Source organism: Emticicia soli (genome assembly GCF_037860775.1).
Classification (GTDB): Bacteria; Bacteroidota; Bacteroidia; order Cytophagales; family Spirosomataceae; genus Emticicia; species Emticicia soli.
Genome location: NZ_JBBEWC010000015.1, coordinates 58,423 through 71,375, shown reverse-complemented (window position 1 = coordinate 71,375; position 12,953 = coordinate 58,423). Strand labels below are relative to the sequence as shown.

General features: G+C 39.0%; 9 protein-coding genes. 5 read left to right on the top strand and 4 right to left on the bottom strand.

Translation table 11 applies throughout. The features are described 5' to 3' along the window. Positions 1 to 34: 34 nt before the first annotated feature. The 3 genes from WAE64_RS21375 (at position 35) to WAE64_RS21365 (ending at position 5,378) form a co-directional block, all read left to right on the top strand. Positions 35 to 2,086 carry a prolyl oligopeptidase family serine peptidase gene (locus WAE64_RS21375; protein WP_379977265.1) on the top strand — a complete coding sequence of 684 codons (2,052 nt, stop codon included), beginning with the start codon at positions 35 to 37 and terminating at the stop codon, positions 2,084 to 2,086. An 82-nt stretch (positions 2,087 to 2,168) separates the two neighbouring features. Next, on the top strand, positions 2,169 to 4,502 hold the full coding sequence (locus WAE64_RS21370) for a tetratricopeptide repeat protein (protein ID WP_340239821.1): 2,334 nt from the start codon (positions 2,169 to 2,171) through the stop codon (positions 4,500 to 4,502). 9 nt (positions 4,503 to 4,511) lie between these two features. Further along, positions 4,512 to 5,378, top strand: a complete 867-nt coding sequence (locus WAE64_RS21365; protein ID WP_340239820.1) for a class I SAM-dependent methyltransferase — start codon at positions 4,512 to 4,514, stop codon at positions 5,376 to 5,378. A gap of 3 nt (positions 5,379 to 5,381) precedes the next feature. On the opposite strand, the gene WAE64_RS21360 is transcribed toward WAE64_RS21365, so the two are convergent. The 3 genes from WAE64_RS21360 to WAE64_RS21350 are packed head-to-tail and all read right to left on the bottom strand — an operon-like array spanning position 5,382 to position 8,654. Beyond that, the gene (locus WAE64_RS21360; protein ID WP_340239819.1) at positions 5,382 to 6,083 is read right to left on the bottom strand and encodes a glycosyltransferase family 2 protein; all 702 of its coding nucleotides are present in this window, start codon (positions 6,081 to 6,083) and stop codon (positions 5,382 to 5,384) included. A 29-nt stretch (positions 6,084 to 6,112) separates the two neighbouring features. Then, complete coding sequence (locus WAE64_RS21355; protein ID WP_340239818.1) at positions 6,113 to 7,738, bottom strand: glycerol-3-phosphate dehydrogenase/oxidase; 1,626 nt, start codon at positions 7,736 to 7,738, stop codon at positions 6,113 to 6,115. 49 nt (positions 7,739 to 7,787) lie between these two features. Beyond that, positions 7,788 to 8,654: a geranylgeranylglycerol-phosphate geranylgeranyltransferase gene (locus WAE64_RS21350; RefSeq protein WP_340239817.1), complete on the bottom strand. Its 867-nt coding sequence runs from the start codon at positions 8,652 to 8,654 to the stop codon at positions 7,788 to 7,790. A gap of 131 nt (positions 8,655 to 8,785) precedes the next feature. Between WAE64_RS21350 and bshA the strand changes: the two genes are divergently transcribed. Continuing rightward, complete coding sequence (gene bshA, locus WAE64_RS21345; protein ID WP_340239816.1) at positions 8,786 to 9,922, top strand: N-acetyl-alpha-D-glucosaminyl L-malate synthase BshA; 1,137 nt, start codon at positions 8,786 to 8,788, stop codon at positions 9,920 to 9,922. Between the two features lie 70 nt (positions 9,923 to 9,992). Here bshA and htpG read toward each other — a convergent pair whose 3' ends face one another. Further along, a complete protein-coding gene (htpG, locus tag WAE64_RS21340; RefSeq protein ID WP_340239815.1) occupies positions 9,993 to 11,801 on the bottom strand; it encodes a molecular chaperone HtpG in 1,809 nt (602 codons plus the stop codon). A 288-nt stretch (positions 11,802 to 12,089) separates the two neighbouring features. Between htpG and WAE64_RS21335 the strand changes: the two genes are divergently transcribed. Further along, positions 12,090 to 12,899, top strand: coding sequence for a serine O-acetyltransferase (locus WAE64_RS21335; RefSeq protein WP_340239814.1), 810 nt, complete (start codon positions 12,090 to 12,092; stop codon positions 12,897 to 12,899). The last annotated feature ends 54 nt before the right edge of the window (positions 12,900 to 12,953 follow it).

Sequence of the window (12,953 nt, the reverse complement as noted above, 5' to 3'; positions counted from 1 at the left end):
CATTATTTTATTTTTTATTTTTCCTTGTTTGGTAATGGCCCAATTGAATTATCCCACAACCCGTACAGTAGACCAAAAAGACAATTATCACGGCACGAGTGTTGCAGACCCTTACAGATGGCTTGAAGACGACCGCTCGGCCGAAACCGGCGAATGGGTAAAGCAACAGAATCAGGTAACGTTTAGCTATCTGGAGAAAATACCATATCGTGAGACTATAAAAAAGAGATTAGAAAAAATCTATAATTATGCCAAGTATTCGGCACCAAGTCGTAAAGGGGAGTGGTACTATTTCTACAAAAACGATGGTTTACAAAATCAAGCCGTTTTATATCGTCAGAAAGGTTTAAACGGTACACCCGAAGTGGTAATAGACCCCAACACGCTTTCTAAAGATGCAACTACTCGTTTGGCGCAGTTTGCTCTTTCAAAAGATGGTAAATATGCAGCCTATGCTTTATCGAAAGGTGGCTCTGACTGGCAAGATATTTTTGTGATGGATATGTCGACCAAGAAAAACTTGTCAGACAAAGTAGAGTGGGTAAAAGTATCGGGTATTGCATGGCAAGGCGATGGTTTTTACTACAGCCGCTATCCAAAACCTGCCGGAAGTGAACTGGCCGCTAAAAACGAAAATCATCAGGTGTTCTTCCATAAAATAGGTACTTCGCAAGCTGCTGACTTATTGGTGTTTGAAGACAAGGCCAATCCGCAGCGTTTTCATACCGTAAACACTACCGAAGACGAAAAATTTGCTTTATTATATGTAAGCGACCGTGGTAAAGGTAAAGATGGTAATGCCTTATTTTATAAAGAAGCAGGTGCGAAAGCATTTAAGCCCGTAGTAGCCGAAGTGAGCGATTTCTCGTATGGTGTAATCGAAAACGTAGGTAAGGCATTGTTGATTCAAACAAATAAAAATGCTAAAAACGAAAAGATAGAGAGCTTTGATACGGCTACCAACACCTGGAAGTCGATAATAGCAGAGAAAGAAGAACCTTTGCAATCATCGAGCGTAGCAGGTGGTAAGCTGTTCCTTACTTATATGAAAGACGTTACAACCCGTGCTTATGTATATGATGTAAAAGGTAAACTAGAAAACGAAATAACACTACCTGGCTTAGGTACAGCCTCTGGTTTTGGTGGCAATGCCGACGATAAAGCGGTGTTTTATACTTTTACATCGTTCAATTATCCGTCTACTATTTTTAGTTATGATATAGCTACCAAACAAAGCACGGTTTTCCGTGCACCGGAAGTAGATTTTAGAGCAACAGATTTTGAAACCAAACAGGTATTTTACCCGAGTAAAGATGGTACCAAAATTCCGATGTTTATTGTCTATAAAAAAGGACTTAAACTTGATGGGCAAAACCCAACTTTGTTGTATGGCTATGGTGGGTTTAACGTTAGCCTGAATCCGGCTTTTAGCCCGCTGCTGATTCCGTTTTTAGAGCAGGGTGGGGTATATGCACAAGCCAATTTAAGAGGTGGAAGCGAGTATGGTGAAAAGTGGCATGAGCAGGGCATGAAGCTGAAAAAACAAAATGTATTTGATGATTTTATTGCCGCAGGCGAGTACCTTATAGCAGAGAAATATTGTGACAATGCTCACTTGGCTATTCGTGGAGGTTCGAACGGAGGGCTTTTGGTTGGTGCCGTAATGAACCAACGACCAGAGTTAGCTCGTGTGGCGATTCCGCAGGTAGGGGTAATGGATATGCTTCGTTTTCAGAAGTTTACTATTGGCTGGAACTGGATTGCCGATTATGGCTCGGCCGATAATGCTGAAGAATTTAAGGTTTTATATGCATACTCGCCTTTACACAACATAAAAGAAGGTGTTGATTATCCGGCTACCTTGATTACTACCGCCGACCACGACGACCGTGTTGTGCCAGCGCACTCATTCAAATATGCGGCTATGCTTCAGGCAAAGGCAGGCAAGAGTAGCAGCAATCCGCTATTGATTCGGATTGATACTAATTCGGGGCATGGCGCTAGCAACACCGCAAAAAACATAGAACAAACTGCCGATATTTATGCCTTTATCTGGTGGAACATGAATGCTAAACTGAGTTTGTAAATTCTATAAATACCAGAGAAGTACGAACGCTTCTCTGGTATTTTTTCTGTTAACACAGCCTAAATGAAAACTCTTCTTGCTGATGAAAAAATCTCTAGATTTGCCTAAGCTTTATTTTGTTTTAGTTATTGTTGCTACCTGCATTGTTTACAGTAACCATTTTTATAATGCGTTTCATTTTGATGATTCGCATACGATTGAAACCAACCTTTACATCCGAAGCCTGAAAAACATACCTATGTTTTTCAAAGATGCTACAACTTTCAGCACGCTTCCTGCCAATCAGGCTTATCGTCCCGTAGTTACAACTTCGCTCGCTATTGATTATTGGTTAGGTAATGGTTACAATCTGTTTTATTTTCACTTGCTTACCTTTATTTTTTATCTGCTGCAAGGGGTATTGATGCTATTCTTTTTCCGAAAGATTTTTGATATAGCCTATAAGCATACCTGGAATTATTACATAGCGCTTATTGCTGTTGCATGGTATTTAGTGCACCCAGCTATGGCCGAAACAGTAAACTATATAATAGCACGCTCCGATACGCAGTCTACTTTTTTTGTGATACTGGCTTTTGTGTTATATGCCTATTCGTCGTTTTGCCGTAAAACTTTTCTGTACCTTTTGCCAATTGTTTTAGGGACACTGGCAAAGCCTACCTCGGTAATGTTTGCACCTATTTTGTTTTTCTACATTGCTTTCTTCGAGAAAAATATGAGTATTGCTGATTTTTTCAAGAAAAGCCAATTTAAACAAACACTAAATATTGTTCTGAAAGTATTACCTGCTTTGGTAGTGTGTGCCTTGTTGTATTTGTGGGTCGATAAGTTTACCCCTAAAACATGGGAGGCCGGTGGCAATTCGCCTTGGTTGTATCTTATTACCCAGCCGTTTGTGATTACCTATTATTTTGGTACATTATTTCTGCCTATACACCTGAGCGCCGATACCGACTGGCAATTGCTGGCCAATATCTGGGACATCAGATTTGTGATTGGTATGTTTTTTATTCTGGTAATGCTGGTATTGGCTTTTGTTTTTTCAAGAAAACCTTCTACCCGGCCAATCAGCTTTGGTATTGTTTGGTTCTTCTTAGCTTTAGTTCCTTCTTCAAGTATCATTCCGTTAGGAGAAGTAATGAACGACCACCGTATGTTTTTCCCTTTCGTGGGGCTTATTATGTCGGTAGTGTGGAGTGTTGCTTTGATTTTAATGAAAAATGCGACTTTCTACGAGAAAAACTCAATGGTAATTTTATCAGTAGTTGCAGTTATTCTGGTAGTATACGGAATCGGAACTTACCAGCGTAATAAAGTATGGAAAACCGAAGAAAGCCTGTGGTATGATGTAACCGTAAAAAGCCCTAAGAACTACCGGGGATTGATGAATTACGGCTTGTCACAGATGGCTAAAGGAGAATACGCCACTGCCGACAGGTATTTTACTGCTGCATTGGTAGGCTTGCCAAGCTACTCTACGCTTCATATTAATCTGGGGGTATTGAAAGATGCGCAAGGAGATAAAGCTACTGCCGAAATCTATTTTAAAAATGCTATGGCTTATAATAGTACAAATGCCGATTCTTATTATTTCTATAGTAGGTTTTTAGCTAAGTATTATCGATTCGATGAAGCCATTCCGCTTTTATTACGAGCCTTAGAGATTTCGCCCGCTTATTTAGCATCGAGAGAACTTTTGATGAAGATATATGACAGCAGGCAAGAATACGATAAGTTGGAACAATTGGCCGAAAGTACTTTACAGTTGGCACCAGACAACGCCGAAGCACAAAAATACAGAGAATCGGCTCAGAAAAAACAAAATAGCCTGAGCATTGAGTTGGAGCAGATAAAGCAAAACCCAAGTGCTGAAAAATACCTCGGTTTGAGTTTTTCTTATTATCAGATGAAACAATATCAGCAAAGTATTGATATTGCACTAGAAGCTATTAAGCTAGAACCAGATTATGCACAGGCATATAATAATATAGGTTCGGCATATAATGAACTCAAGCAATATGATAAGGCGATTCCGTATCTCAAAAAAGCGCTGGCTTTAAAGCCTGATTTTCAATTAGCCAAAAACAACCTGATTTTAGCAGAAGGAAGTAGTGGTATGTCAGACGGCAAAATAGCATCAGGAGTACAAGAGCAACTTTCTGCCGAGGCATATCTTACTTTGAGCCTTACTTATTTTAACCAGCAGAAATTTAAAGAATGTATAGATGCTTGCAGAAAAGCTTTAAAGTTGAAACCTGATTATGATTTGGCCTATAATAATATATGTGCGGCCTATAATCAGTTACAAGAGTGGGACAAGGCTATTGTAGCAGGAGAGAAAGGCTTGAAGATTAACCCTACTAATGCACTTTTAAGAGGTAATCTGGCGGCAGCCTATAAAGGAAAAAATAAATAATTCTTAGATATGGATAACCCAAAATGTATTGTTTGTGGCAATATACAGAATTTAAAATTTGAGCTGAAACATAAAGTGTATCAGTGTGCTTCATGCAATCTATATTCATCTGATGCCGATTTTGATTTAACGTTTCAGTCTAGTTTAGAAGAAGATAGCCGTGAGATAGGCTTAAAAAAACTTAGGTTGCATAATTTCGGACTGATAATAAAGGCTCTTAAAGAAAAATACTTTAAAGGCAAACAAACCATTAAAGGACTTGAAATAGGCTGCGGCAATGGTTGGTGGTTGGAGGTATGCCGTGATAATAGTATTGATTGCAAAGGCATAGAACCGGAACGTACTTTTGAAGAATATTATAAGCAGAATAAGCTGAACGTAACAATGGGTTTTTATCCTAACCCTGCTACCGACTTAGCCGAGGGATATGATTTTATTATCTTTAACGATGTTTTTGAGCATATCCCTGACCTCAACAGCTTGTTGCTTAGTATTAAAAAAGACCTCAAAAAAGATGGTTTGCTGATAATAAATATACCTATGAGCAACGGATTCTTCTATCGTGCAGCTACGGCGCTTTATTATCTTAAAATTAAATCGTTTTTAGACAGACTCTGGCAGTTTAACTTTCATAGCCCGCATATAAATTATTTCAATCCTAAAAACCTGCCTACTTACCTGAGTAATTATGGTTTTAAATTGCGGGAGAATTTCAGGCTTGAAACTCTCGATTTTTCGAGCATTAAAGAGCGAATTATGGCTGATAGCAAAATTAGTAAAGCAAAGGCTTATACACTCAGTAGCTTTTTAACAGTACTTAAGCCAGTTATTAAAAATTCGAGTGCTGATATAAGGGTATTCTTTTTCCGGCAATAAGTCTTATTTGCGGATATAAGCAAAAAACATAGCAATACTTACTTTTACCATATAGTAGATAGTAGAAAGTGAGCGGATAGAAGACTGTCCACCCTGGCGGCTTTTCATCACTACGGGTGTTTCTTCGATTTGGAGACCAGCTTTAGCAAATGTAACCAACGATTCAGGTTCGGGATACTCATCAGGGTAGTGGTTAGCGGCTATACTGATGGCTTTCTTATCGAATAAACGAAAACCGGAGGTAATATCCAGGATGCGCTTACCTGTAAATAGTTGATTTAGCCTATAAAAATAAGCGATACCGCTGCGGCGTAGCAGAGACGATTGAAAGCCCTCTTTTAAAATGAAACGAGAGCCTATAACTATATTAGCCTGAGTTTTTTCTTGTTGTGTCAGTAACTTAATGAGTTCGGTAGGTGGGTGCTGGCCGTCGCCATCCATTTGTACCGCTAAATCGTAGTTGTTTTTGTAGGCATATGTATAACCGGTTTGTACGGCTCCGCCAATACCCAGATTGACAGGTAAATTCAATACAATGACATTAAATTGTTTCACAACTGACAATGTATTATCTGTGGAGCAATCATTTACAACGGCTATATTGAGATCGTAAGGTAATTTTAGATTCAATAGCTCTGTCAGTAGTTTAGCAATAGAAGCCTCTTCATTATAGCAGGGCACAACTACAAGTAATTTTTTAGTCATTAGTTTATAGAGGTTTATGCATATCTTAACTATTGCGGCCTAACACCAGCACTTTGCATAAAGTTAGTCAGAAGTGCCTGATATGCCGCAATATTGTTTTGTTCCTGTTGCTCTGTCCATTGCAGTTGCTCGCCCATCAGCTTGGCAACCTTTGGTACTGTATCATAAGTTACCTGCCAGTCGAGCAGTTCGAGGCGTATTCTTCTGGCAAAAAAATCACGGAGCGTGCAAGCCATTTCTTGTTTCACTGTATAAAGTACTTCGGCTTCAATAAAAGGATAATCAGGATGAAGTCTTTTTGTTAAACCATGCTTTAGAACTTCTCTGGCCTGAGTGCCATATTTATGCAATAAATGCTGGCAGATGTCGGCATCTAATTTATATTCCTGCTCAATAGCTTGCCAATCTTCAAAACCATACCCTTCGCCACCTACCAGATAATGGTGTTGAGTAGAGCAGGGCGTATCAATCTCTAAAAGTTTACAAGCATCGTCAATGGCATCTTTAGCCATGAGCCTATATGTTGTCCATTTACCACCCAAGAGGCTTAATAAGTTAGAACTTTCATCATACTCAACCTCGTGGTCACGCACCAGTTTTTTCGTAGCTTTTGAACCCGATGAGGCAATCAGCGGACGTAAGCCTCCAAAACCTGATTTTATAGCCGAGCGGTCGGGTACTTTAGCCAGATAGGGGCGGAGTGTATCGAGCAGAAAATCTATTTCCTGGCTTTCTAAAACAGGTTCTTTCTTTAAATCGCTGTATTCATCGTCGGTAGTGCCTACCATCACATCTCCTTCAAACGGAATCACAAAAACAACCCGCCCATCTTTTGTTTTCGGAATCAGCATGGCGTCTTTGCTTTTAAGTACATCGGCAGGGAGCATAATATGCACACCTTTGCTAGGGCGCAGTCGTTTTTCTAATGCCGGGTTGGCCAATAGCCTGATACGGTCAGCAAATGGGCCTGTACAATTGATAAAAACCTTTGCTTTTATATTGAGCGTAGTATTATCTAATAAATCTTTCACACCTGCCGAGGCGATTTTGCCAGAGGTATCTTTCTCAAAACTTGTTATTTCTGCATGGTTTACTACGGCTACTCCTTGCTTGTCGGCACTATGTGCAAGCGCCAGGCAATAACGAGCATCGTCTAGTTGTCCATCGTAATACATCACCGAACTATGTAGCTTTTGTGTAAGCGTAGGAATATGCTCAAAAGTTTCTTTTTTGTTTAGCCATTGTGCTTTGGGCATGGTATCGTTTTTTGCAAAGAAACCATAAATAGTAAGCCCTATTGTAAAATACATACCCTCAACCCAGCTAAAAACAGGTGTGATAAGTGCCAAAGGATGTGCTAAATGTGGCGCATTTTTAATAACAATATGGCGTTCTTCAAGCCCGTGTCTAACCTGACGCAATTGCCCGAGATCAAGATTCTTGAATGCTTGTTCGAGATACCTGACCCCACCATGAATAAGTTTAGTAGATTTTGAGGAGGTTTCGGCGGCAAAATCATTCTTTTCTATCAATGCCACCTTCAAACCACGCAGAGCGGCATCTAAGGCACAGCCTGCACCGCTTGCACCACCACCTATGATACAAATATCAAATTCTTCGTTTTTGATACGCTCAATATTCTTATTTCTATTCATAATAGGGTTGTTGTCTCCTGCAAGGATATATAAAAACGTTTATTATTGCCTAAACAAAAATCATACTTGCAATGCCACCTAGCATAATAATTTTACAGATGCGGCTCAATAACGTAAAGTCTTTTTTACGGTCGGCCCAATAAAGTTTGTTCATCAGCCATGTAAAGACAATTATCGAACCACTGAAAATCATAATCAGGTACTGATTATGCAGGCTATAAGCCATTAAAAACAAGGTAGATACAAAAAGAACAATAAATATATATAAGAGTATTTTGGTGCGCCTGATACCCCATATAATGGGCAATGTTCGGCAGCCATAGCGGGCATCTCCCCGTATATCTTCCATGTCTTTGATTATTTCTCTGATTAAAGAGATAGAAAAAGCAAAGAGCGCATAGATATTTACCAGCATTTCGTTTTGCTTATAATAGACCGCTAGTACTATGAGCGAAAAAGCTGTAAGGAAGGCAATTAAAAAATTACCGATAAACGCCTGTCTCTTAAAGCGTTCGGAGTAAAACCAAAGCGCAGAAACTGCAAAAACGTTGATTAAAAAAACTTTTAATCCTAAAAAAAGACCGATGGCTATACCAATAAAATTGAGCACCTGATGGCTCAGAATTGCCCACCTGCGTTTAATGAGCCTGCCGATAATTACCTCTCGGGGTTTGTTAACCATATCAATTTTTATATCGAAATAATCATTGATAATATACCCTGCGGCGGCAATACATACGGTTGCAAATACAAGTATAAATTGTTTGTAATCAAGTATATATGACTTCCATTCTGATTTTGGCCCTACCAGAAATATGCGAGCCATGTATTGGGTCAATACAATTATAAGCAGGTTGTTGACACGAACCAGTCGAAAAAAAGCGGCTATTGTTTTCAGAAATCCTGTAGTGTTCATTTTCTCAAAAATACTAAAATTGTTTGAAAGAATTAGCATCGTCTTAAAAATCACAAATACTTAATTTGATGATATGAGATTTTTTTGAAAAAAAATTGTTGTACTACTATAAAGGCATTTAAACCGCATCTATGAAAATCGGAATTGTTTGTTATCCTACCTTCGGGGGGAGTGGGGTCGTTGCTACTGAATTGGGCAAGGCACTCGCCAAAAATGGCCATGAAGTACACTTTATCACTTATACGCAGCCAGCAAGATTAGACTTTTTTAATGAAAACATTTTTTACCACGAAGTAAACATAGCTAGTTATCCGTTATTCCAGTATCCGCCCTATGAGTCGGCTTTGGCTGGCAAAATGGTTGATGTTGTAAAATACGAAGAACTAGATATTCTGCATGTGCATTATGCTATTCCACATGCTACTTCGGCCTATCTGGCAAAGCAGATATTACGTTGCCACGGAATAAACATTCCTGTAATTACGACTCTACACGGTACCGATATTACTATTGTAGGGAAAGATTCTACACTTGCACCTGTGGTTACTTTTAGCATTAACGAGTCTGACGGCGTAACAACTGTATCGGCCGATTTGCAGAAAGAAACGTATAATACATTCAAGGTAAGAAAAGAAATAGAAGTAATACCTAATTTTGTTGATTTGGAGCGTTTCAAAAGACAGAAGAAAGAACACTTTAAGCGAATTATATGCCCGAACGACGAAAAACTTTTGGTGCATACATCAAATTTCCGTCGGGTAAAGCGTATCGATGATATTATCAAGGTTTTTGCTAAACTAAAAACAATTATACCAAGCAAACTATTGCTGGTAGGCGATGGCCCTGAGCGTGCAGCTATGGAGCAATTGAGTCGTGATTTAGGTTTGGGCGAAGATGTGCGCTTTGTAGGGAAACTAGATGCCATAGAAGAAGTGCTATCAGTAGCTGATTTGTTTTTAATGCCATCAGAAAAAGAAAGTTTTGGTTTGGCAGCTTTAGAAGCAATGGCCTGCGAAGTTCCGGTTATTTCGACTAACACAGGTGGCTTGCCTGAACTGAATGTACACGGTGTAACGGGCTTCCTGAGCAATGTAGGTGATATTGAAGATATGGTGAAAAACGCAGAATATATTTTGCAAGACGAAAACCTGCCGAGATTTAAAGCCAATGCTTTGGCGCATGCGCAAGAATTTGATATTTCGAACATAGTACCTAAGTACGAAGCGTATTATGAACGCATATTGAAAGAGCAAGAGGTTGTTCAATAGAATAGCCTGCTATAAAACGAAAAAATCCTCACATTCGATGCGAGGATTTTTTCATATACATTGCTATCAATTAAAGCGCCGCTACCGTTCTTTCTACAAAACGGGTTAGGTCTCCGCCTGATAACATACCTTGTGCCAATAATGCCAAATCATACAGTTGTTTAGCCAATTGTTGTTGCGCTTCGGCATCGGTAGTTTTGATAAGTTTATCAACCAAGGCATGATTCGTATTAATAACTACGTTATTGCCCATTGGCATCATGCCAAACATATCGTTTTGACCGCTTACACGTGACATATCTTTCCAACGACGCATAAACTCAGGCTGAACGATAGTAACAGGTAACTCGTCAGTCGGAAGTGCTTCTAACTGAATAGTATTGTTTCCGGCTACTGCTTTAAATAATTCTTCTACTTGCTTTTTCTCATCGTCGCTTAGTACGCTTTCCATCGCCAAGCCTTTATCAATCAACTTGTCAATACTGTCAGAGTCAACTCTTTTGAAAGTTACATTTTCAAGCTTAGATTCTAAGGCATTAATAAAGTGCGCATCAAGCGGCGAGTCCATGATTAATACATCATATCCACGTTTCTTTGCCGAAGCAATAAAGGCATCTTGTTGATTGGCATCGTTGGCATATAAAAATACCGCTTTGCTATCTTTATCGCTTTGGTTTACCTGTACTTTCTCACGATACTCATCAATTGTAAAGTATTCATTATCTACGTTTTTCAACAAAGTAAATTCTTTGGCTCTGTCATAGAATTTATCGTCTGAAATGATACCATATTTGGCAAATATACCTACACTTTCCCACTTCTCCTCAAATCCTTTGCGGTCTTGGCGGAACAACTCTTGTAGCTTATCGGCTACTTTTTTAGTAATGTGCGAATTGATTTTCTTTACATTACCATCAGCTTGCAGATAACTACGAGAAACATTCAACGGGATGTCCGGCGAATCGATTACGCCATGTAACATTTGTAAGAACTCAGGTACAACGTCTTTTACGTCGTCAGTAATAAACACCTGGCGGCTGTATAGTTGTACTTTCTCACGATTCAACTGGAAATCTTTCTTCACTTTCGGGAAGTAAAGTACACCTGTAAGGTTGAAAGGGTAATCAACATTCAGGTGAATCCAGAATAAAGGCTCTTCGCCGAAAGGATATAGTTCTTTGTAGAAACTTTTATAGTCTTCTTCTGTAAGCTCCGACGGAGATTTTGTCCAGATAGGATTCGGATTATTGATTACTTTACCGTCGAATTCAATTTCGATAGGCAAGAATTTTGCATATTTTTCAAGAATCTGGCTGATTCTGAAATTGTCCAGAAATTCTTCTGAATCTGGTGCAACGTGTAGAATAATATCGGTTCCACGCTCTTCTTTCTCTACTTCCGAAATTTCAAATTCGGTGCTACCATCACATATCCAACGGGCAGCAGGCTCATCACGGAACGACTTGGTGATGATTTCTACGTTTTGAGCTACCATAAAGGCAGAGTAGAAACCTAAACCAAACTGACCGATAATCTGGTTAGTATCTTGTGTGTCTTTGTATTTTTCTAAGAATTCTTTTGCGCCAGAGAAAGCAATCTGATTAATGTATTTCTTGATTTCTTCGGCACTCATACCAATACCCTTGTCGGAAATAGTAATGGTTTTCGCTTCTTTATCGACAGAAACCTTTACGGTTAAGTCGCCTAACTCTCCGTTAAACTCACCCATAGAAGCTAGTTTTTTCAGCTTTTGTGTGGCGTCTACAGCATTAGAAACCAATTCACGTAAGAAAATCTCGTGGTCGGAGTAAAGAAACTTTTTAATGATGGGAAAAATGTTTTCGGTGTTAATCGAAATCGTACCTTTTTCAGCTACCATAAGTATATCTAAAATTTATATGTTGTTTTAAATCAATGCTGTTTTTATATCAATTAATATTCCAATAGCTTAAATATTGATAAAAGTCTGACATATTGGCAGGAATACCTACGATTGCGCACGAGGTTTTTAAGCCATAAATGGGTGTATTGCATTTTAATGTCAAAAAAACCTCTTATCTTCAAATGCTTTTTTCAGTAATTTCGTTAACTCAGGAACAGTGGCATACTTTTGGGTGTTATCGTATAGCCTATATTATGAACAGAGTACCTTATAAAGCACAAACTAATGGATAAGCTTTTCTTTCAACATATCTTTGACAAACATCAGAACACTGAACCTGTACCGCCTACCAAAGAAATTTCGGCATGGGCTTTACGGATTATCCGATTGCTTTTTCCGGAGCAAACCAAAGAATATTTTCGTTCGGAAGAAGAAATAGAAATTCAATTCAAGAACCTTGAGTTGGAGTTAAGAAACATATTGATTTCTACTTATCAGTGCAAAGATTGTAACCCCGAATGGAGAGCCCGTGAGTTTTTTGAAAGAATTCCACACATATATGAGGTATTAAAAACCGATATTCAGGCAATTATCGAAGGAGACCCTGCGGCCAAAAGCGAGTTTGAAGTAATAAGGGCTTATCCGGGCTTTTATGCTATTTCTTTTTATCGTTTAGCACATGAGTTACATTTGCTGGAAATTCCTTTGTTGCCTCGTATCCTGACAGAATATGCACATTCAAAAACAGGTATTGATATACATCCGGGAGCGCAAATTGCTGAACACTTCTTTATTGACCACGGTACAGGCGTTGTAATTGGCGAAACCACGGTTATTGGCAAGCACGTAAAACTATACCAAGGTGTAACGCTAGGTGCACTAAGTGTAGACAAAGCAATGGTAAATACCAAACGCCACCCAACAGTAAAAGACTATGTTGTTATTTACTCAGGGGCAACTATTCTGGGTGGTAAGACAGTTATTAATGAGCATGCCGTTATTGGTGGTAACGTTTGGCTCACAAAATCGGTGCCTGCTTACGCTACGGTTTACCATAAACCCGAAATAACGGTGGTAGAGCGTGAAGCCGTCTAAAATTACTTTTAATTAGAAAATTCTCAGATAAAAATATTAGTACAACAAGCCCAA